The organism is Methylocystis sp. sgz306128, assembly GCF_056032725.1.
Genome location: NZ_JBVYWO010000007.1, coordinates 1 through 18,183, shown reverse-complemented (window position 1 = coordinate 18,183; position 18,183 = coordinate 1). Strand labels below are relative to the sequence as shown.

27 protein-coding genes and 1 tRNA gene are annotated in these 18,183 nt (G+C 55.4%); 7 read left to right on the top strand and 21 right to left on the bottom strand.

The window, feature by feature from the left end:
- Nucleotides 1–16: 16 nt before the first annotated feature.
- From AC0N03_RS11860 to AC0N03_RS11765, 20 genes are all read right to left on the bottom strand, one after another.
- Nucleotides 17–1,384 carry a DUF6582 domain-containing protein gene (locus AC0N03_RS11860; RefSeq protein ID WP_474288996.1) on the bottom strand — a complete coding sequence of 456 codons (1,368 nt, stop codon included), beginning with the start codon at nucleotides 1,382–1,384 and terminating at the stop codon, nucleotides 17–19.
- Between the two features lie 10 nt (nucleotides 1,385–1,394).
- A complete protein-coding gene (locus AC0N03_RS11855) occupies nucleotides 1,395–1,652 on the bottom strand; it encodes a hypothetical protein (protein WP_474288995.1) in 258 nt (85 codons plus the stop codon).
- Nucleotides 1,652–1,873 (bottom strand): hypothetical protein, encoded by a 222-nt coding sequence (locus AC0N03_RS11850; protein ID WP_474288994.1) that lies wholly within the window; start codon nucleotides 1,871–1,873, stop codon nucleotides 1,652–1,654. The genes AC0N03_RS11855 and AC0N03_RS11850 overlap by 1 nt, the downstream gene beginning before the upstream one ends.
- 11 nt (nucleotides 1,874–1,884) lie before the next feature.
- Nucleotides 1,885–2,193, bottom strand: a complete 309-nt coding sequence (locus tag AC0N03_RS11845) for a hypothetical protein (RefSeq protein ID WP_474288992.1) — start codon at nucleotides 2,191–2,193, stop codon at nucleotides 1,885–1,887.
- A 2-nt stretch (nucleotides 2,194–2,195) separates the two neighbouring features.
- The gene (locus AC0N03_RS11840) at nucleotides 2,196–3,563 is read right to left on the bottom strand and encodes a phage portal protein (RefSeq protein ID WP_474288991.1); all 1,368 of its coding nucleotides are present in this window, start codon (nucleotides 3,561–3,563) and stop codon (nucleotides 2,196–2,198) included.
- A gap of 4 nt (nucleotides 3,564–3,567) precedes the next feature.
- Entirely contained in the window at nucleotides 3,568–4,842 is a 1,275-nt protein-coding gene (locus AC0N03_RS11835; protein WP_474288990.1) for a phage terminase large subunit, read from the bottom strand.
- Nucleotides 4,839–5,363 (bottom strand): terminase small subunit, encoded by a 525-nt coding sequence (locus AC0N03_RS11830; protein ID WP_474288989.1) that lies wholly within the window; start codon nucleotides 5,361–5,363, stop codon nucleotides 4,839–4,841. The genes AC0N03_RS11835 and AC0N03_RS11830 overlap by 4 nt, the downstream gene beginning before the upstream one ends.
- A 226-nt stretch (nucleotides 5,364–5,589) precedes the next feature.
- Nucleotides 5,590–5,664, bottom strand: a tRNA-Met gene (locus AC0N03_RS11825).
- 170 nt (nucleotides 5,665–5,834) lie between these two features.
- A complete protein-coding gene (locus tag AC0N03_RS11820; RefSeq protein ID WP_474288988.1) occupies nucleotides 5,835–6,368 on the bottom strand; it encodes a hypothetical protein in 534 nt (177 codons plus the stop codon).
- A complete protein-coding gene (locus AC0N03_RS11815) occupies nucleotides 6,369–6,593 on the bottom strand; it encodes a hypothetical protein (protein ID WP_474288987.1) in 225 nt (74 codons plus the stop codon). It abuts the gene before it with no gap.
- Entirely contained in the window at nucleotides 6,590–7,540 is a 951-nt protein-coding gene (locus AC0N03_RS11810; RefSeq protein WP_474288986.1) for a hypothetical protein, read from the bottom strand. Before AC0N03_RS11810 ends, AC0N03_RS11815 begins: the two co-directional genes overlap by 4 nt.
- Nucleotides 7,541–7,544: 4 nt before the next feature.
- Nucleotides 7,545–8,969: a replicative DNA helicase gene (locus tag AC0N03_RS11805; RefSeq protein WP_474288985.1), complete on the bottom strand. Its 1,425-nt coding sequence runs from the start codon at nucleotides 8,967–8,969 to the stop codon at nucleotides 7,545–7,547.
- A complete protein-coding gene (locus tag AC0N03_RS11800) occupies nucleotides 8,966–9,607 on the bottom strand; it encodes a hypothetical protein (protein ID WP_474288984.1) in 642 nt (213 codons plus the stop codon). The genes AC0N03_RS11805 and AC0N03_RS11800 overlap by 4 nt, the downstream gene beginning before the upstream one ends.
- Nucleotides 9,604–9,816, bottom strand: coding sequence for a hypothetical protein (locus AC0N03_RS11795; protein WP_474288983.1), 213 nt, complete (start codon nucleotides 9,814–9,816; stop codon nucleotides 9,604–9,606). Before AC0N03_RS11795 ends, AC0N03_RS11800 begins: the two co-directional genes overlap by 4 nt.
- The gene (locus tag AC0N03_RS11790) at nucleotides 9,813–10,115 is read right to left on the bottom strand and encodes a hypothetical protein (protein ID WP_474288982.1); all 303 of its coding nucleotides are present in this window, start codon (nucleotides 10,113–10,115) and stop codon (nucleotides 9,813–9,815) included. Before AC0N03_RS11790 ends, AC0N03_RS11795 begins: the two co-directional genes overlap by 4 nt.
- On the bottom strand, nucleotides 10,112–10,771 hold the full coding sequence (locus AC0N03_RS11785) for a hypothetical protein (protein WP_474288981.1): 660 nt from the start codon (nucleotides 10,769–10,771) through the stop codon (nucleotides 10,112–10,114). Before AC0N03_RS11785 ends, AC0N03_RS11790 begins: the two co-directional genes overlap by 4 nt.
- Nucleotides 10,771–11,106 carry a hypothetical protein gene (locus AC0N03_RS11780; RefSeq protein ID WP_474288979.1) on the bottom strand — a complete coding sequence of 112 codons (336 nt, stop codon included), beginning with the start codon at nucleotides 11,104–11,106 and terminating at the stop codon, nucleotides 10,771–10,773. The genes AC0N03_RS11785 and AC0N03_RS11780 overlap by 1 nt, the downstream gene beginning before the upstream one ends.
- Nucleotides 11,099–11,629, bottom strand: a complete 531-nt coding sequence (locus AC0N03_RS11775) for a hypothetical protein (RefSeq protein ID WP_474288978.1) — start codon at nucleotides 11,627–11,629, stop codon at nucleotides 11,099–11,101. The genes AC0N03_RS11780 and AC0N03_RS11775 overlap by 8 nt, the downstream gene beginning before the upstream one ends.
- Nucleotides 11,630–11,637: 8 nt before the next feature.
- The gene (locus AC0N03_RS11770; RefSeq protein ID WP_474288976.1) at nucleotides 11,638–12,072 is read right to left on the bottom strand and encodes a hypothetical protein; all 435 of its coding nucleotides are present in this window, start codon (nucleotides 12,070–12,072) and stop codon (nucleotides 11,638–11,640) included.
- Complete coding sequence (locus tag AC0N03_RS11765) at nucleotides 12,069–12,455, bottom strand: hypothetical protein (RefSeq protein ID WP_474288975.1); 387 nt, start codon at nucleotides 12,453–12,455, stop codon at nucleotides 12,069–12,071. Before AC0N03_RS11765 ends, AC0N03_RS11770 begins: the two co-directional genes overlap by 4 nt.
- A 47-nt stretch (nucleotides 12,456–12,502) precedes the next feature.
- Here AC0N03_RS11765 and AC0N03_RS11760 point away from each other — a divergent pair, with 47 nt between their 5' ends.
- Entirely contained in the window at nucleotides 12,503–12,685 is a 183-nt protein-coding gene (locus tag AC0N03_RS11760) for a hypothetical protein (RefSeq protein WP_474288974.1), read from the top strand.
- On the opposite strand, the gene AC0N03_RS11755 is transcribed toward AC0N03_RS11760, so the two are convergent.
- Nucleotides 12,682–12,954, bottom strand: a complete 273-nt coding sequence (locus tag AC0N03_RS11755; RefSeq protein ID WP_474288972.1) for an HU family DNA-binding protein — start codon at nucleotides 12,952–12,954, stop codon at nucleotides 12,682–12,684. The two genes, AC0N03_RS11760 and AC0N03_RS11755, sit on opposite strands and share 4 nt — an antisense overlap.
- A 122-nt stretch (nucleotides 12,955–13,076) precedes the next feature.
- Between AC0N03_RS11755 and AC0N03_RS11750 the strand changes: the two genes are divergently transcribed.
- The 6 genes from AC0N03_RS11750 to AC0N03_RS11725 all read left to right on the top strand — a co-directional run bounded on the left by AC0N03_RS11750 (nucleotide 13,077) and on the right by AC0N03_RS11725 (nucleotide 18,036).
- Nucleotides 13,077–13,298, top strand: a complete 222-nt coding sequence (locus AC0N03_RS11750; protein WP_474288970.1) for a hypothetical protein — start codon at nucleotides 13,077–13,079, stop codon at nucleotides 13,296–13,298.
- Between the two features lie 610 nt (nucleotides 13,299–13,908).
- A complete protein-coding gene (locus AC0N03_RS11745) occupies nucleotides 13,909–14,649 on the top strand; it encodes a LexA family transcriptional regulator (RefSeq protein ID WP_474288969.1) in 741 nt (246 codons plus the stop codon).
- 50 nt (nucleotides 14,650–14,699) lie between these two features.
- Nucleotides 14,700–15,878, top strand: a complete 1,179-nt coding sequence (locus AC0N03_RS11740) for a DUF4268 domain-containing protein (RefSeq protein WP_474288968.1) — start codon at nucleotides 14,700–14,702, stop codon at nucleotides 15,876–15,878.
- Between the two features lie 133 nt (nucleotides 15,879–16,011).
- Nucleotides 16,012–16,869 (top strand): TIGR04255 family protein, encoded by an 858-nt coding sequence (locus AC0N03_RS11735; RefSeq protein ID WP_474288967.1) that lies wholly within the window; start codon nucleotides 16,012–16,014, stop codon nucleotides 16,867–16,869.
- 2 nt (nucleotides 16,870–16,871) lie between these two features.
- The gene (locus AC0N03_RS11730; protein ID WP_474288966.1) at nucleotides 16,872–17,420 is read left to right on the top strand and encodes a hypothetical protein; all 549 of its coding nucleotides are present in this window, start codon (nucleotides 16,872–16,874) and stop codon (nucleotides 17,418–17,420) included.
- A complete protein-coding gene (locus AC0N03_RS11725) occupies nucleotides 17,371–18,036 on the top strand; it encodes a hypothetical protein (protein WP_474288965.1) in 666 nt (221 codons plus the stop codon). Before AC0N03_RS11730 ends, AC0N03_RS11725 begins: the two co-directional genes overlap by 50 nt.
- The last annotated feature ends 147 nt before the right edge of the window (nucleotides 18,037–18,183 follow it).

Genomic DNA, 18,183 nt, shown 5'->3' with positions numbered 1-18,183 from the left:
ATATCCTTTCTACCGCTCAGAGAAGGCCGGCGCGGGCGAGGCCCGTCTTGACTTCCAGTCGCTTGGCTACGGGCAGGTTGACGTCGGCGAGGGCTTTGTCGACCTTTGCAACGGACAGTTTTTCGCTGCCTTCCGGTTCAGTTATGCCGGCTTTGGCCAGAATGGCGGACACTGAAGCGGGCAGAGTCTTGCGTTCTGGACCGGGCAAAGCGGATCTCGCGGCAGCTTTAAGATCGGCAATCTGGGTTTCAGACGCCGAAAGTTTGTCGAGCAGCGGCTTTGTGGCCTCTTCGACAATTCTCTTCACGTCATCAGTCGAACGGGAGTCGACCGAGGCATAATAGGGATAGTCGTGGTCGCGGAAAATATGCGGCATTTTGCCGACAGCAGCCTCTGCGCGCATCGAACCGGCCATACGGCGCAGGAACGCGCTATGGCCGCGGGTGGGGTCGGCGCCGATGCCCGAAGCTTCCATTGCAGCGGCGCAGCTTTCCAGAGCCTTGACATGCGGCTCAACGGCGTTCATTACGTTCTGGTTGGCTTCGATCTTGGTAGTGGATGCAGACTCGATCTTGTCGAGGCGGGCAGTGAGCGGTGCGATTGCTTCGCCTAGCAAAGCCTTCAGTTCTTCAGGGGTCATATTAATATCCTTGTCTTCCGCCGAGGCGGCTAGGGAGGTGGTTTGGTAGGCCGCCTTGTCCTTGCGGAGAATGGCTGCGCCCGTGAATACCAGTTCCGATATGCTGAGAATGTCCGCGCCTGGATCTTCGACCATGATCCGCTGTGCTTCGAAGGAGAAACCTAGAGTGGATCTGTTGGCCTTGATATGCGCGGCGATCTCAGGGAAATCGGCTGCGTAAACGAAGCCGGAGATCATGATCGCGTTGCCGACGATTTCGGCTGACGTGATAAGTCCGATCTTGGCTTGCGTGTCGTGTCCGTCGAAAGACGGCGTAAAATCGACTGCCATGCCGAGCAATGAATTGAGCGCTTGCTCTGCTGCGAGTCTGGAAACGATAATGCGGCGGCCGTTGGATCCGCCGGGCGGCATGTCGCTTGGTTCGTCGACCCGGGTTAGAATGCCGGAAAATGGCATCTTGTTCGGGTGATCGTCGTCGTTGGCGATGTTGAGCGCCATGGCGTCGAGACGCATGGCCTTGACCTTGCGCCAGTCGTCGGTATCAACGCCTAGCTCCTTTGCCTTGCGTAGGATGCGGCGCCGCGCCTCGGCCCTCTGCTCCTCACTCAAACCCTGCGTGCGTTCCAGCATGTCATGGGCGAGCCTTACGTGGTGCTCATCATGAATGGGCAGCTTCCGGAGATCAGGTACAGCAAAATCGCTGTCCGGCAGTGCATCGCGCTCGGACTTCTTCAGATTCGCCATGGTTTAGCCTCTAAATGAGAGCAGCAAGGCTCTCCAACGCGGATCTGACGTCAGGAGCTGCTTGCCCGATGGCCTTCGGCAGGATATTCGAGATTTCAGCAAGGCGGGTTTCGACGGCATGGAGGTCGCCACCGGATCCGGCCAGAAGCTCCAGCAGCCGGGGGCTTTCTCTCGAAATAGTAAATTCTTCGATCGGGAAGCCGCGCTTTGGAAATTTGCTCGCGGTTGACGCTCCGGTTTGGGCCGAACTTTGCCTCGGGGTCGACATCAGGCAAGTTCCGAGACGACGGCGTTGAGCGCCGTCAGAACTGTGGCGTCCGCGCCGCCCGTTGGGTGGTAGGCGATGATCTGTTTGAGGATCGCTTGCAGTTCGGCGGTCGCGCGTTCGGCCTGCAGGACCAGCGCATTAAGGTCCGTTCCCTTAGCCTGCGCAACTGTTTTGGCATTGGATGTCAGCGTGATCGCTTTGAGATCGGTCATAACGGTCATGGCGCGTGTCCTTATGCAACGAGAAGGACGTCGAACGTCCCCGCGGCGAGCGTGTTTGTGGCAAGGCGAGGCGTTAGCGTCACGTTGAATCCGGACGACGTCTTGCCGGACACATAGGCGGTTGCGTCCTGATTAGCCGCGACAAGAACCATGTAGCTTGTCGGGAGTGGTTCGGCGAATGTCACCGCCGTCGTGACAGCTGCGCCAGCGCTGCCGCCGGCGGCATTTGCGACACCGATCTGGATGCCGACGATTTCACGATCGGTATAGGCGCCGGAAGATCCGTCCAGCACCTGCGTGACGCGTTTATCAAGTGACATAGCTATTCTCCTTTGCGGTCTGGCATTTTGGCCTTCGCGCCTTTGGCAGTTGGCTGCAAATTTGGGTCATCAACAACCTTCGCGCCCCGGGCGGCTTCCTTCGCGATTTCGACGTCGGCGAAAGTCATATCGGCAAATGGATTCTCGGAGCGGGACATGCCGCGACGTTCGCGATATTCGTTTGGAGTCACCGCATTCGAGCGGTATTCGCGTTCGAACACGTTGGCGAGGTTGAGTTCGTCTTCCTGGTCGATGCCTTTGAACTGGAAACGTAGGTTTGAAAATCCGAGCCGGCCATGCAGCGCCTCACGCGTCAGGTGCGATTGCAACAGATGCGCCATCGGCTTGATCGCTTGTTGACGATCACGTTCTTCAGCGACCTCCGCGGTCGATCGGTTGACGTCGCGTTCAACGCCAAGATTTTGGGGTGACAAGTCGAAAGCAATGGCAATTTCGGATTTCAGGAATTCCTGATATTTCAGATAGAGGCCATCATCGCCTTCAGGATAAAAGCGTAGAACATTGGGGCCGCGAACCTTGCCGTCCTTGCCTTCCTCGGCCATTCCGAAGATCGGCATGTTGCCTTGTCCCTCGACATCATTGCGCCAGTATTGTCGAAATGCCCCGAGCATCTCGGGAGATATCCCGCCGCCCAGATCGAGTCCGATCGAGGGCCGTGCATTTGTTGCGACGTTTCCGGCAAACTCGCCGACTCCAAGTAGGCGCGAGACCGAGTTGAAAGCGATCTCCAAGGGGCCCATGCCGAACGGCGATGCGCTGGTTGGATTTGGGCGGATGTAGATCAGTTCGTCATTGCGCAGAGTGATCTGTTGGCCACCGCCTGATCCGGCAAAATTGCCATAGCCTATGATCTGGACATAGCGTGGTTCTGATCGATCGCCTGACCAGAGCGGATAAAGCTGCACTGTGAGACCGTCAACCGGCCACATCCACAAGGGGCGCAGCGGGTCTCCGGAAAGCTGTGTCTCAATGGCGCCGGCGCCAAGGCACATGTCCTCAATGACCTGCTCGATCAGAGTACGGGCACTGTCGTCGCCGTTGGGGTGCTCGATGCAGTAGCTGGCGATCTCGATCTGTCGTTCGATTTCCGTGTTCAGTTCAACGCCTTTGATCGGGACGATCTCCCAATCAAGCAGTCCAATCGGGTTCTTAATAGCGTTAATGGCGCGGCGGGCGTAAGGCGTGGTGGCGAAATAGCGCAGATTGCGAGGCGTCGGTTTGTAGGCCAGCCGACGGGTTAGTCCAACCTGCGTCTGCTGGATCAGGTTTGGAAATTGAATTGTTTCGCGCTGCGGTTGCCGGCGCATGCGTCCAGGGCGCTTGCCCTTGAAATAGTCAAGCAGACCCATCTATTCATCCATACAAGAGTTGCGCCCGGCCGGGCTTGAGCATCAAGTCGTCCATGGCCCAGACCAGAGCATCGACGCGGTCGGGCGAGCCGCTGCCCTGGTAACCTGCCGTTGTCATCATGCCCATCTGTTCCTCGAGTTCGGGAAAGACGTCGACATGATGAACCTTGCCCTGTTCGTAAAGTGCGGCAATCGGCTCGGCCCGTACAACCTTGCCCCGCGACGCCGTCACCAACGTAATTGGCAAGTTCGGCGCAGCCGAACGGAGGACGGCTTCAACCATCGCACCTCCGAAGTTGCGTTCGGCAACGACCCGGTCTGCGTAAAAATCGCTGGCCGCCTTGGCGACTTTCTGTGCCCAGCCGTCGGGTGAAAGCCGATCCGAAAGATCGGCAAGCACATAGGCCTCTCCATCGTCGCCGAGGCCCGCCACCACGATGCCCTGGCAGTCGCCGCCCGATCCGTCCGAGCCGGAAGGGTCCACGCCGATAACAACCCGTTTGAATGTTGCAGGCTCTTGGCGACGGAGTGCTTCGATGCGTGAGAGTGGCCAGAGTGTACCGGGGACCTCAGACAGATACTTGCCATCAAGGAAGCGCTGCCTTTGACGCTCCGGCAGATTACGCAGCTCGTCGATATACTCGGCAGGCAGGTAGGGATTATCGACTGGGTTCAGAGTTACATGTGTATGCGACGAAGATGCCAGCGGTAACCCGGTTGCAGGCTGCAAGCCAAGAACAAATTCCTGAAAGGTGTAGTGCCCGCGTCCTGTGGGGTTCAGATCGTAATACATTTTGAGCGCAAGCGGCGTTCCGTCGCTTCGCAGACAGTTTTGTGCCAGACGTGTGCGCAGCGTCGTGATCGTGTCATAGGCAATCTGCGACGTTTCATTGGCGTAAATCGTCGCATATTCCTTGCCGAGAATCTTCTCGACGCGATCTTTGTCGTCGAGACCGCCGAACCAGATTTCCGAGCCGTTCGGAAAAATTGCCAACTGGTCAACCTTGTTGAGCTTAAAAGGTACCTGCGGAAAGGCCATTCGCATCATCTTCGGCCAGGTGTCCATCATGACTGACTGGCGCGCGTCAATGTTCTGTCGGCGCGCGATCAGGTGACGGCTGGTCGGCGCCAGCAATCCGCGAACCGCGACGCAATAGCAAAAGCCGAATGTTTTGCCGGAGCGTGAACCGCCATAGGCTAAAACATGTCTGGCGCTTGACGCCGCAGCGTCACGCAGAGCCGATTGTTTCTCCGTCAGTTGGAAGGCCGGTGATGTCACAGCTTCGCATCGTTGCCCTGGATGATGACCTGGAAGGAACCGTCAGCCTCGACGCGATCCTTGAACATGCCGAGATGCCGCCCCAGCTTTTCGAGCGCAGCTTGTTTGTCGGATAGCTTGATCTTGATCGTTGTCTCGCCGTGCCCCTTGGCCTTGGTCTCTTGCACCTCGGCGACGACGGCAAGCTGATCTGGTGTCAGTTCGCTCGACGGACGGATGTTCACACCGCCTCCATTCCACTCGAAATAATCGGAGGCGTTGGCGAAGGCGATCTTGGCCAGTTCAGCGACGATGCGCTCGACGGTAACGCCGGACTTTGCTGCGGCATCCTCGAGAAGTTCCTGGACGCGGGCCTTGACCTTCTCATTGCTTCTCAGTCGGGAAGCATTGCTATCGCTTTCAGCATAGCCGGCGGTCACGTAGGCCTGCGCGGCCGAAACGCCTTTCGCGACCTCTTGAGCAAATATCTCCCACTTCGGATTTGAAAGGACTGGCATTTGAGCAAATCTGATGTCCTGCACTCAGGAGTCGAGCGTTGGAAATCACCTCTAGCTGGTTTGTGGCATTTGTCTGCCGGGCTTCCGGATCGCAGGCTTTGGGGGGAGTCCGGCAAGGAACCGCCTGCGACCCGGAACTGGTTTCAAATGCGTGGTTGGACTCAAGCGGGCAGGGCTTTGCCTGGGCAATCCGGGGATTTCCTGCACTTCGAGCCCGCGTCCAGGCTCACTCGGCGCTTGATCTGGTGATTGGTTGCAGAGGGCGGAATTGAACCGCCTGCCTCCAGGTTATGAGCCTGGCGAGCTACCGATGCTCTACTCTGCTATAATCTTGAAATGACGAGCAAATTCACATCTTTTGCCCCGAAATAACGCTCTGTTCAGCCAACAAAAAAGGCCCAGAGCGAAATACTCCGAGCCTGACTGATTCGATAGTAAAAATTTGGGCCATTTGGGCCACCCCGTCAAGATTTTTTTTTGGGTTCTAAATTCGTCTCAGCGAATTTTTTCGATCAAGTCCAGACGAGCTTCGCGGATTTCGACGTTGCCAGCCCTAAGGTGCTCGGTAATGGTCGACAGTCCTTGCGCGAGTCGACGCTTAACAGTGGTTTCCGCCCAGCCTTTGCGGCGACACGCTGTCGAGAATGGCCTATTGCGGGCGCGACACGTTGCCCAGAGATTGACGACACGTCTGGCGCCTTCGTAATGGGCGAGATGTTGGATCGGCCAGTAGAATGCCTCGTCAGACCGGCTCATTTGCTCAGCAGTGTAACGTTGGCTCGTAAGTTCCCACAATTTCCAGATGTCCTTCCGGCGCTCGACGTGTTCTTCGTTGCTCAATCCGGTAAAATCCTCGAATTCACGCACGATCTCGGGCCAGAAGCCGGTTTTCGAGCGGGTGATGCGTATCGTGTCCTCGATGATCTTGACCGATTCGACAAGGCGGGCGGCGACCATTTCCGGTTCCCAGCGCGTCGGGGCCCGGACGATCTTTTCGCCCTCGAGCGGATGCCAAATCGTGCGGGTCATCTACATGCCTCCGTGGAGAATTTTCGGGAATTGCTGGGGCTCATTGCGCAACAGCTCGTGGATCTCTCTGGCGATCGGCCTGACGCTGATCTCCCGTGTCGCCTGCTCGTCGTCGACTACGACAAGGACGGGCGCAGCCTTGACCGAAAGGTCGCGCCGTTCGACGCGGATGACCTTTGGCCCGGATCGGGTTTTGACGGCCATATGCGAAGTTCCGCGCGTCATGCGGCGGCTCCCGTGCTGCGGGCTATGTCGATGAGGCGCTGCGGGACCTTGCAGCGGGCATGGCCGGGCGGCTCGCCAATTTCGTAGGGCCAGAAGCCGGTTTCGTCGTAGCGGCGCACCGCTGCAATCACCGAGCTTTCCGGCCAGATGAAGCCGCCACCAAATTCGATTTTCGGTTCAGTGTTGACGGGTTTTGCGACAAACTGCACGGCTCGCTTTGGCTGGCCGGCAAGACGATCCTTGGCCGCCCTGCGGCACCATGAGGCCAGTTTTGCCCAGGACCTCGGACGGAAGTTTGGCGCGCCCATGGCGGCCTGAATTCCTGCCTTGATGTCGTCTTCGGTGATCCCTTCGCTCAACAGGGCTTCGATCTCGTGCCAGTCCGTTGCAAGGGCGACCGGCTCCATGCCGACGATCTGCAAACATTCGGATTGAAGCTTTGATCGCCGGGGAATTAGTTTGGCCGGGCTCAGGGATGAAGAGCTATTATCCTCGGTATTCTTATCTGCTTCTTCTTCTGCTTCTTCTTCTATGCTTAACGGGGGGGTTAACCCCCTGCTTATCCCCTTTTTGCTTTTTTGGTTATCCTGAGCCTTAAGCTGCGGGTTGCCACCACCCTTACCATTGGCCTTATCCCTTTGGAGCTTCTCTTCATCGCGGCGCATACGCCTGCTATAGATAGACTGGTTATCCCGGCTGAAAACTCCTGCCTCTTCCAGTTCTTCAAGCAGTGCGGTACATTCTTTCAGTGACAGTCCGCATAGGCTGGCCAATTGCCTGACCGTAACTGGCTGCCCATTGACCAGAAGCGAGCCTCTCGGATCGGCTTCATGCATCAGACAGATCATTTCCATCCAAAGGCCGCGGGCTGCAATTGAGCACATGCGAAGCGACGGCTCCGATCGCCAAGCTGTCGGATAGAATTTAAACCAAGGCTGGTTGCTCATCGACTTACCCCTTCGATCTTGCGGTCATGATTGAAGCGCCGATGTCGCACCAAAGATCGATGGTGCGCGTCTGGCCGGCGCGGTTCTTGCCGATGATCAATTCGGCGTCATATTGGATCGCTTCATATTGAAAGCGGGCGTCCGGATCGCCGGAGAGAAACTCGGGCGAGTACTTGACGTAATAGGCTTCCCTATGAATGAAGCCGACCACATCGGCATCGGCCTCGATGTCGCCAGAATCGCGAAGATCAGCGAGGCCGGGGCGGCGTTCCTTGCGGTCGCGGTTTTCGACGTTGCGGTTGAGCTGGCAAAGCAGCACAACGCAAAGATTTTCGTCCTTGGCGAGCTGCTTGAGCCCGCTGGTGATCTCGCCGACCTCGTATACCCGGTTGCCGCGGTATCTGTCCGACGCCTTGATATATTTCAGATAGTCGATGAAGATGACGCCGAGCCGAACCCCGCGCTTGGACATGCGCTGCTTTTCGGCACGCACGCGCATTGCGATTTCCGCGACCGACAGGCGGGAGGAAAAGTCCATGGCAAGCGGTACCTGCCTGAGGCGCTTGTGGGCGTCCTTGAGCCTCCAAAACTCTTCCTCGCTGAGATCCTCGGCCCGCATGATGCGGCCAAAATAAATCGGACGATTGTGGATGTACGTGTAATCCGAGAGCATTCGCGCGTTGAGCTGCTCTTTCGGCACTTCGAGCGAGAAAAACATGGTGCCGCAACCGCGGCGCGCGGCCTTGAGGGCGAGCGAGGCGGCGAGAACGGTCTTTCCCATGCCCGGTCGACCAGCAATCACCCAGAGCGTGCCGGGGCGAAAGCCGCCGGTATCCCGGTCAAGTTCCTCAATGCCAGTCTTGATGCCTTCGTCCTGAATTTCCTTGTTCAGGATCTTTTGTGCCCGCTCGAGCAGCTCGCCGACGCAATCGCCGATCATGCCGCGCGAGGTCTGGGTGCTGCTTCCCAGGGCCAGTTCATGCAGGCCGGTCATTGCCGCCCCAGCAAGATCCTGAGCCTTGCCGGACGCGGTGTTGTAGGCTTCATCGCGCCCTTGCTCATGCAGCTTGATCAAGGCCCGCCGGCGCGCCATTTCGACGATGTTGAGGGCATAGTCGCGCACGTTGAGCAAGGTCGTCGACTCACCGACGATGAGCGCAAGATATTTGCCCAGGCTCATGTCGCCGGCCTTGGCCTCGGGCAACATGGTCTTGATCGTGCCGGCGGCCGCGATCTTGCCGGCGGCGATCGTCGTCACAATCACCTCGAAGATTTGCCGATGCAGATCCTCGAAGAAATCTTCGGCCTTGATCACATCCGAAATGCGATTGAACGCCTCATTGTTGGTAAGGATCGCTCCCAGCAACGCCTGTTCGGCCTCGAGATTGTGCGGGATGGGTTTGGGCTCGGGAATGGTAACGGCGTTCATGCGCGCCCCCGTTGCAGTTTGCGCACGACATCATTGGCGGCGGCGCCAAGGGTCTTGAACGTCGAGGCGTCACGATGCAGCCAGCCGACCTCTGGCTTGCCATGATAATTTTGGTGCCAGATGAGCCAGACGAAATCCTTGGTGCCATTGCCGGCCTTGCCGCCATCGAGAATGACCTGTCCTGGCGGCATCGACGGCCGCGGGGTCAGATAGAGGATCCGGCGCAGCGGCGTTGTTTCCAACCAGCGGGCGCGCTCATCTGCAATGTGCCAGGTTGCGGGCAGGAGCAGGGCGACCTTGCGACCGGCGTCACGCAAGGCCTTGGCCACAAAGGCGTCGCCGATCCTGTAGGGCGGATTCGAGACGATATTGGCCGTCATAACCGGCTGGGACAGATAATCCTGTGTCTCGCCAAGGCCTCTGCGATCAATCAGATCGGATCCGGCAGCCTTCAATCCCTTTTTGAGGGCCGCCTCTACAATGCGCCCTGTGCCGCAGGCCGGATCGTAGATAAGGCCGGAAAAGGGTTCGACATCGAACAGGCGTTCGCTGCACCAGCGCGGCTCGATGTAGAATTCATGCGGATCCCGCTCGAAGACGTGGGAGGCCTTGGGCTTTTTTGTCACTGCGAGGCTCATGATGATCGTCTTTCTTTCGCGGTTTTCAGGGTCGCCAACGCGGCCTGCAACTCTTCGACGCGGCGGCGTTTTGGCGGAATTTCGTGCTCGGCGCGTTTTTTGCGCGCCACGAGATCTTCGAGAGTTTCGATATGATCGAGCTTCTCGAGGATCGTGCATTCGAGAGCCGCAATCTGTTCGGCAAGGGGAACTGGGGCCGATCTTGTCATGCGCGCCTCCATATCGCCCAGGTGCGGCGGCATTTTTCGGCAAAGCCAGGCTTGGCGGTGAGATATGAGACCTTGACGGGATCCGGTTGCCAGTTGGTGCCGGGGCACAAAGTCACGATGAAATCGGCATAGGCATAGAAGACCGCGGCCGTAACCTGCGAGCCGCGCCGGCGCAGGAGCGATTCCGCGACCGCATCAAGATTGCCGTTGATCATGGCGTCATAATCGTCGACGCACGCGCATTCAGCCTTGTCAAAGAGGCTGGCGTAAAGGGCTTTGGCACGCGAGCGCACGCTCATGATTGCGCCCTCCGTTGGTCTAGCGCGGACAAGCCTTCCGGCGGCAGCGTCGGATCAGGCAGGATCACAGGCAGGGCGCGGCCGGGCGGCACATGGCCGGCCAGAATTGCAGCTTCGGCCTCGGCCTGGTTGGTCCAATCGATGATTTTGCGGCTGGGGGCTTTTGTCTCGATCGGCGCCGGCTTAAGCGGTGTGCGGCATCGCCGCTCAATCGTTCCGCCGGATCTGGATATCGGGGCAACAGATATGTCGCGCGTGAAGGAAGGGCCGCGGCCAACGCGATGAACGGCCTCGTTGACTATATCGAGCGACGACTTTGAGGGAGGGCCGGGATTTTTGACCACGGTGCGGCCGGGATCTTTGTCCTCTCCGACCAGCGCGCCGATGACTTCATCGAGCCAGTCCTCGCGCCACCATTTTGTCTTCTTCGACAGATGGCAATTGCGCGAGCCGTGATAGCCGTCGCCGAAATAGCCGACGCTGCGCGCCAGAGCCCGAAAATCACAATGCGGATAAACGTCCTGCAAAGCGACGCAGGCAAGCGCGCGGGTGCGCCGGCAAAGATCCTGATCGTCGATCTCGAGCGGATTTTCGCCCGTCAAACGAGCGGCCGTCACAACGGCCAGCGCGATCTTTTCGGCGCAGACGTAGGGCATCAGGCCCGCTCCAGAAATTTGAGGCTAGGCAGAGTGACGCGCGGCGTCCTGCGGCCGTCAAAATCGCGGCTCGCGGGCGGCTCGTCTTCCTCGATAATGCCCGTCCTGCGTTTGTCGAGGGCGGAGCGGCCGGGCGGCGGCAGGCCTAGGTCGACATATCTGGGTGGCAGGATCGGAGCGATCAGGCGGGCATTCGTGCCCGGCAGGATCATGCTGCGGTCGTCGGGCTCGAGCGGGATCTGGTGCAGCGGATTGGGCGGCACAGGCACGCGCTGGTCGCGCTCGAAGTGATAGATCGTCGGGATGTAAGCCTGTTTTCTCTTCTTTTTACGCATGGGATGTCTCCCCAAACAAGACGAGGGATTTTGGGGTTTTGCGGGCGAAGGTGGCGCTGGCGTAATCGTAGACGGCGCAGGCATCGGCGCGGTTGTGATCGCGGCAGTCGCGCGAAATATAGCCAAGCAGGCGCGCGCGATTGACCACGAGCTGCTTGATGTTTTCTTCCTTCTTGGCGCGGGCCTGGCCGATGAAGTGCTTGCGCACCGTCTGCATGTTCACGGCCTGGTGGGGCACGTTCTGCGCCCGGCAATAGGCAACGGCCGCGCCAAAGCATTGGATCACGAGAATGATGGCCGCAGCGCTCTTATGGCCAACCGGATTGATGAAATCTTCAATTACCACCAGGTCCGGCTTGTCGAGGACGAACTGATCGCGCAGGAAGGCCCACATATTGAAGGCCGCAATGTCTGGGCTTTCATCGGGCTTCTTGAGGCGGACGCTGCCGGAACGCGGAATCGTTCCGGCCTCGCCACACGCAAATCCGGTGACAGTCGCAATGTCGAGAGCGAGGATCCGCACGGCTTGCCTCAGTTGATCAGTTTGTAGCTGCCGGTAGCTTCGTCCTCGAGCGGTTTGATGCCGCCCTCGAGGGCTTTGGTATTGGCCGCTGCGGCCTGTTCATCCGCATCGGGTTCGGACTCGGATTCATCGGTCTTGCGCTCGGCCATATCGGCGAGATCGTCGACGTGCTCGGTCCCGAACAGCTCATGCTCGCGGCACATGTCGACATAGAGATTGAACTGGCGGATGAAATCTTCGCGCTTGAGTTCATCCTGACGATAGAGTTTCACCATCAGGGCAAAAACGCCGCGATGCAGATGGCCGTTGTCGATCGCGGCCTTGATGCGCTCGCCCAATTCGCCGGAAATGCTCTGCATCCTGGCTTTCTTCTGGTCGGCTTCCTTGATCAGCGCGACGAGTTGCTTGGCATTGACGATTTTTTCAGAGACAGAATCATTCATGGTTTGATTTCCTTCTGGGGCGAGATATCTGTTTCGCCAGCCAAACGAGAAGCCGTGCGAACCAGAGCCTCGGCAGTCGCGCCCTTGGCGTTCGACAAAGCGATTTCATGGGCCAAAAGCCTCTCTTGACGGGTAATTTCTGCCTGATACGCGGCTTCGAGCTTGAGGTAGACGGAGGCGAAGATGTCCTTGGGCGGACGATAGCGCAGCGTCCAAAACAGGTTTTTGGGCAGGCGATAACGTCGCGCCAGCCGCTCCATGGCAGGCTTGAGGTCATGCGGACCACGCATTTCGCGCTCGACCATCGAGGAAATCCACATGCTTGCTTTTTGCACCGCCATGTTCATTTTTTGATCCGAAAACAAATTCCGTTTGCGCCCCATGCAAAAGCTCCTGTGTCAATGTGACTGAGCTCTGGAGGGCGATTGACTTGAAGAAAGAACCTGAACCTGCTGAAAACGCTGAAGACTTTAAGCCGCTCGAGGCCTTTGTGCGGGACCTCATGGCGACCTGTTTTCCGGGAAGGAGCGAGGCCGTCTTTGACGAGACGGCTTCGCCCGCTTTCGATGGCAAAAAAGCCCCGGACGCCAAGCGACCGGAGCCTAAAGCCTAGTGAACGGCTTCCTTGAGGGCGCTTGCCGCCTTGAAGGAAATCCGGACGCCGGCAGGAATATGGATGGCTTCGCCGGTGTGCGGATTGCGGCCGCGGCGCGCGGCGGTCTTCGAGAGCTGGAACGTGCCGATGCCGTGCAATACGAGCTTCGCATGGCCCTTCAGATTTTTGTGGATGACATCCGCCAGTGCGCCGAGCATCTTTTCGCAGGCGATTTTTGGTTCGCCCGTGGCTTCCGCCAGCGCGTCGATCAATTCATGCTTTTTCAAATTGGCCTCCATGTTTAGGTGAAAGCCTCGCTGTCGAGGCAACAAAACGGGCCGGGAGACCCTTGCGAATCTCCCGGCCCTCTTCATCATGGGAGGGGCCAACCAAACCCATGAGGAAAGACATGCAAGTCGATGAAATTGAAACCCTGAAAGGCCAAATCGAAGGACTCAGACAATCATTGTTCGTTGTGATGAAAATCATGGCGCAAGATCCCGAGTTTGAGGAACATCTGGTTGATGGCCTGACGGGATTTGAGCGTGCATCTCGAAAGATAAATTCTCATTCGGCCGTGATTGAGATGCTTCAATTTTATCGAACGTCGGTCCCAGGCGGGATTTCGTGATGATCCCCTCAGCAAAACGTGCCCAAACTTCTGGGCCTGCACTCTTCGTTCTAAAACGAACGCGGTAACAACATGTGCAGGAACAGCGCACAGGGCTGTTCGTGGCGGGGTTAAGGGGGGCGCTCAATCCAGCCTCCTGGTGTCGGGAAAAATCCTGCGGTTTCTCGCACCCAGCCGCCGGAGACGGGAGAAGACAGACCGGCCATGAGGCCCGAGCGAGGAATATCTGAGCGTGGGGAAGGGGCGCCGTTGAGGGATCATGCGGCCTCCGGCTTCTTGCGAGAGGGCTTTGCGCCTGTTGCGACGATATCGTGGCTTTGCGTTCGTTCGCCCGCATGAAGCCGAACTAACATTTCATAGGAGACTGAGTGCAGATTGCCGGTAACCGATTGAACCAGCGCTGGCCAATATTCAACGCGAATGGAACCACGCCTTCGCATTTGCTTAGCGGCCTCATAACTTACACCGGCGTCTGAAGCGAACACAGCAAGAGACGGCCAGGCGTCAATCAAGTCAGGTACGGAATGTATGCTTGTCATTTCTTATTGGTACGATAAGTACCGGAAAAATGCAAGACACAATGTACCAATATTTTTGGTACGTTTGGTCTATGAATGAAAATCAAAAATTTGCCGAACGACTGCGGTTCGCCAGGATAAAGGCGGGCTTTAAAAGCCCTGCTGCTGCAGCCGAAAAATTTGGATGGAACCCGAACACTTATAAGAGTCGCGAAAACGGCATTCGAGGCATTCCCAGTCAGGATGAAGTAAAAAAGATTTCGAAGGCTTATCGGGTCGATTTTACGTGGCTGCTTACTGGCCAAGGTTCGGCGCCGCCAAATTACGAAGAATCGTCTGACGGCCCTGACAAGCCAATTCAGTCGGAAATTGGCACATCAAAGGAAATGATCCTTGAGATCGACGTGCGCGCCGGAGCTGGCGGTGGCGGATTGCCGGTTGAGCATTATGTCAGTGACGGTAACGGCAACACATATCTTACCGAAGGCGTGCGTGACGAGTGGATTCTGCCGGGTAGGGTCGTGTCGGAATTGTTGCATTCATCGGCCCCGAATATCCGTGCCTTCGAAGTGGTTGGCGACAGCATGGAGCCGCGGCTCTACGAGGGCGATCGCGTCTTCGTCGATATGCGTTACCAGCACCCGCATCCGGAAGGCATTTTTGTGCTTCATGACGGTAACGGCGTCGTCGTGAAAAGTGTGCAGCTGGTGCGCGACAGCGAACCGCAGCGTATCCGGATCATTTCAGACAACCGGAAATATGAACCATATGAGGTGCTGCTCGATGAGGTCAATCTAATCGGACGGTACATCGGCAGGTTCACCACGAAGTAGGGAGGCTGCGATGCGGATGTTACTGCGGCTCAGGCAGAATAGGTAGATGAATGTATCGAGTTGATCGGAATCAGAATCGAATTTCACGACTATCGCAAAAGAATTTTGGCGATCTCGGATTGCGGGAAAGGGACAACCTGCAAGAGTGGATCGTTCATCAGCCGGATGCGTTGGGAGAGGATTTGTTGATTATCCAGAAGGAATTCGACGGTTTTGATGAGACTCGCGAAAGGTTGGATCTTCTCGCTTTGGATAAACAAGGAAACCTTGTCGTAGTTGAAAATAAGTTAGACGACTCAGGCCGCGATGTTACTTGGCAAGCATTAAAATATACGGCCTATGTTTCAGGTTTAAATAAAACGCAAATAATTGAAATATATCAACAATATCTAGATAAATTTGCAGGGGGCGGCTCTGCAGTTTCCCGCATTTGCGAGTTTATGGAGGTTGAGGAGGTTGATGAGGCCGTTCTGAATCCTGGAAACGGACAGAGAATGATCTTCATCGCCGCGAAATTCCGGAAGGAAGTCACCGCAACGGTGCTCTGGCTGCTAAGCCGCGGTATACGAGCGCAATGTTTCCGAGTTGTGCCCTACGGGTTTGGAGAGGAGCTATTTGTCGACCTTCAACAAATCATACCTCCTCCAGAAGCCGCCGATTATATGATTGGGATTTCGTCAAAAGAGGTTGATGAAAGTGTGGTTCAGGGCGTTCAAAAAAAGCGCAACGACTTGCGTCGGTTGTTTTGGACTAAGGTGCTGGATCAGTTGCGCAGGGATAATGTCGGTATCTTTGCAAATGTTAGCCCATCGCGAGACCATTGGCTGAATGCGGGTTCGGGACTAGGTGCCTGCCCGTACACCATGATCTTTGGCAAAGAAGAAGCTCGTGTGGAATTATCGATGAATCGGTCGTCAAACAGTGAAAATAAATGGATATTTGATAAGCTTTATGAAAGACGTGCCAGTATTGAAGAGTCATTCGGCGAGAAACTCGAATGGAGACGCATGAATGAAAAAAAGCAAAGTCGGATTGTCTACTCTAAAAAATTCGACGGTTATAATCAAGACAATTGGCCTGCCATTATTGCCTGGCTCTCGGAATACGTTAGTAAGCTAGAAGGTGCCTTCCAGACTCATATAAACGATCTAGCGCAAAAAATACGATCTTCGGGCGGGGAGGAGGTGGTGGTGGACTCCGATGTTGCTTCAATAAAATTGGATGTCTAGCGCTTAGAAGTTTGCGATGCGGGAAAAGTTGTTCGTGGATTTTAGAAGATACTGCAGGCGAGCTATGGCGGCTTCGGATCACCGCGTCTATTTATTGTTTAAAGTCTAATCAAATTGCCAAGGAAGAAGACCCATGCCAAGCATCCAACCCTGCAAGGGTTCATTCAGGCCGGTTCATGCGGCGCACTCTATCGAGCAAGCGGTCATTATGGTGAACTTCGATCGGCAACTTAACTATGATCAATTGGCGGCCGTAAATGAAATAACCAAGCAGTTCAAAGAAGAGCTGCCGGGAGGAGGGCCGATCCAAGGCGTGTTTCCGTTGATGATTGGATTTCCAGCTGGTATGCAGGTTCCTATTAATCATCAGCAACATGCTCCAATCACGGGGGTTCTGTTGCATCGAAATGCGTCCAACGGCTCGATTGAGAGCGAGCTCCGTGTCGAACAAACTTTAATGTCTTTTCGAACTAATGTGTATTCCAATTGGTCGACTGTTTGGGATTCGGCACAAAGGTATTTCTCTTCCGTGATAGGAATTTATCTCGACACCGGTGCCAATTTATTAAACGTTAGCCTTAACTTTGTGGATAAATTTGTGTGGGATGGCGAGATGAAGGATTGTGATCCTCGTCTGCTGATTAAGAATGTTTCGAAATATGTGCCTTCTCATATTTTCTCCCGAGAAGACTTATGGCATGTTCATACTGGTGCGTTTGAGAGACCCGACAATCAAACAAAACGGCTTATAAATGTGAATATAGATTGTTTGGAAGAGATTGTTGGATTTGCTCCGCGGCGTTCCATACTAGTTACGACTGTTCTCACTGACATGTTTAACCAGCCAAATTACGAAACGACGTCTCTATCGAACAATGGCGGTATGGATTTTGTTGCCTCGCATTTGCAGGCGTTACACAGTTACGACAAAGTGATTTTGACTGAAATCCTTGTCGATTCGATGGCACAGAAAATTGGTCTTGTGGGTTGACTATGGCTACGAATTTAGGCACCGCAGCAGCGGCAAACTTATTTCTGGCGGTTAGTTTGGCGCAGGCGCCGACGGTAAGCGCTGTGCCAACAGTCACTGAAGTGTTTGTAAAATGTCCGCCATTAAGAACCTATCAAGTTAATCCGGAATCCGTCACGGCGACCGTTGCTAACGATGGGCTCGTCGATGCTACGTCGCGGGAAACTACCTCTCAAGAGAGGTTGATCGGTACTCTTAGAAATTGGTCACTTCTTGATCATGATTGGGATGGAGAAGGTTCGGTTAAGCCAAATGTTGGTTCTCTTCGTGAGGCCATTGCATTCGTTCGGCTTATTTCTAGCAGCAAGATTGAGGAACCAGAACCTATGCTCACCGCTTCTGGTCGCGCGTCTCTGTTCTGGCACACCAGTGATCTTTATGCGGATATCGAGTTTCTCGGTGATCAAAGGATCGCTTATTTTGTTAAAAGGAATTCCGATAAACATAAAGGAGTTATTTCTTTTGACTCAAAGAACCTGCCGGTTGTGTTCCAAGCTATTCTTAACGCTTGATTGGCTTAGAACTAAGATAACAAGATATGGAAGAAAATGTCTGCATATTAATGCAGACACAAATGAAAATTATAAGGATCGGGTACGGAAGTTCAACGGAAGTTGTCCGGATTGTATTTGCGAGAAGTTTTTAACCAGCAGGTATTCCCCTGGGCGTTTAAGCGACGATGAAAAGCTCTCCCGATTTGTTTTTTCGCCAATCCATGTTGGCCGAAAGGGAATTTTGCCTGCAGTTTTTTCTCACACTTTCACTGTCGGATGTTCTATTCAGCGCGAATCTATTGTTTCTAATCAAGAGCTTATAGATTTTGTTAAAGATTTTATCTCTGGAAAAGCTGATCGATCTTGGCATGGTGTATTGACCGCCGATAACAAAGTATTACGTAGAATCACGATGCCGGAATCACACTGTAGAGCTTTCTGTATTTACGATACAGCTGAGAAGCATAATCCTGCCCATGGTGAAATTCATCAAGCCCAATATGAAATCGATGAGGCCGACAAGATCGAGCTGCGCGCTATGTTATTTGAAGCATTTAACTACGGAGTTCCAACTGCACCTGACGCATACCGAATGGGTTTGGTTTTGGACAAGCTGAACGGAGCGGGTGTGTAACGCCTTTATGGGTGCTCATCCGCCGACCGGGCATTCCGCCTGACCTGAGCCCCGACTTCCCTCCAGTTTTGGGGAGAGTCTTAGATTTGCATTTTGACCTCAAGCGGCCCTTTTTTCCATAGTGATTTTCATTGCAAACTCATTGGG

Excerpts from the sequence above, each read along its gene's own strand:
- AC0N03_RS11860 (WP_474288996.1), bottom strand. The coding sequence starts at position 1,384 with ATGGCGAATCTGAAGAAGTCCGAGCGCGATGCACTGCCGGACAGCGAT.
- AC0N03_RS11855 (WP_474288995.1), bottom strand. The coding sequence starts at position 1,652 with ATGTCGACCCCGAGGCAAAGTTCGGCCCAAACCGGAGCGTCAACCGCG.
- AC0N03_RS11850 (WP_474288994.1), bottom strand. The coding sequence starts at position 1,873 with ATGACCGTTATGACCGATCTCAAAGCGATCACGCTGACATCCAATGCC.
- AC0N03_RS11845 (WP_474288992.1), bottom strand. The coding sequence starts at position 2,193 with ATGTCACTTGATAAACGCGTCACGCAGGTGCTGGACGGATCTTCCGGC.
- AC0N03_RS11840 (WP_474288991.1), bottom strand. The coding sequence starts at position 3,563 with ATGGGTCTGCTTGACTATTTCAAGGGCAAGCGCCCTGGACGCATGCGC.
- AC0N03_RS11820 (WP_474288988.1), bottom strand. The coding sequence starts at position 6,368 with ATGACCCGCACGATTTGGCATCCGCTCGAGGGCGAAAAGATCGTCCGG.
- AC0N03_RS11815 (WP_474288987.1), bottom strand. The coding sequence starts at position 6,593 with ATGACGCGCGGAACTTCGCATATGGCCGTCAAAACCCGATCCGGGCCA.
- AC0N03_RS11810 (WP_474288986.1), bottom strand. The coding sequence starts at position 7,540 with ATGAGCAACCAGCCTTGGTTTAAATTCTATCCGACAGCTTGGCGATCG.
- AC0N03_RS11805 (WP_474288985.1), bottom strand. The coding sequence starts at position 8,969 with ATGAACGCCGTTACCATTCCCGAGCCCAAACCCATCCCGCACAATCTC.
- AC0N03_RS11800 (WP_474288984.1), bottom strand. The coding sequence starts at position 9,607 with ATGAGCCTCGCAGTGACAAAAAAGCCCAAGGCCTCCCACGTCTTCGAG.
- AC0N03_RS11795 (WP_474288983.1), bottom strand. The coding sequence starts at position 9,816 with ATGACAAGATCGGCCCCAGTTCCCCTTGCCGAACAGATTGCGGCTCTC.
- AC0N03_RS11790 (WP_474288982.1), bottom strand. The coding sequence starts at position 10,115 with ATGAGCGTGCGCTCGCGTGCCAAAGCCCTTTACGCCAGCCTCTTTGAC.
- AC0N03_RS11785 (WP_474288981.1), bottom strand. The coding sequence starts at position 10,771 with ATGCCCTACGTCTGCGCCGAAAAGATCGCGCTGGCCGTTGTGACGGCC.
- AC0N03_RS11780 (WP_474288979.1), bottom strand. The coding sequence starts at position 11,106 with ATGCGTAAAAAGAAGAGAAAACAGGCTTACATCCCGACGATCTATCAC.
- AC0N03_RS11770 (WP_474288976.1), bottom strand. The coding sequence starts at position 12,072 with ATGAATGATTCTGTCTCTGAAAAAATCGTCAATGCCAAGCAACTCGTC.
- AC0N03_RS11765 (WP_474288975.1), bottom strand. The coding sequence starts at position 12,455 with ATGGGGCGCAAACGGAATTTGTTTTCGGATCAAAAAATGAACATGGCG.
- AC0N03_RS11750 (WP_474288970.1), top strand. The coding sequence starts at position 13,077 with ATGCAAGTCGATGAAATTGAAACCCTGAAAGGCCAAATCGAAGGACTC.
- AC0N03_RS11745 (WP_474288969.1), top strand. The coding sequence starts at position 13,909 with ATGAATGAAAATCAAAAATTTGCCGAACGACTGCGGTTCGCCAGGATA.
- AC0N03_RS11740 (WP_474288968.1), top strand. The coding sequence starts at position 14,700 with ATGTATCGAGTTGATCGGAATCAGAATCGAATTTCACGACTATCGCAA.
- AC0N03_RS11735 (WP_474288967.1), top strand. The coding sequence starts at position 16,012 with ATGCCAAGCATCCAACCCTGCAAGGGTTCATTCAGGCCGGTTCATGCG.
- AC0N03_RS11730 (WP_474288966.1), top strand. The coding sequence starts at position 16,872 with ATGGCTACGAATTTAGGCACCGCAGCAGCGGCAAACTTATTTCTGGCG.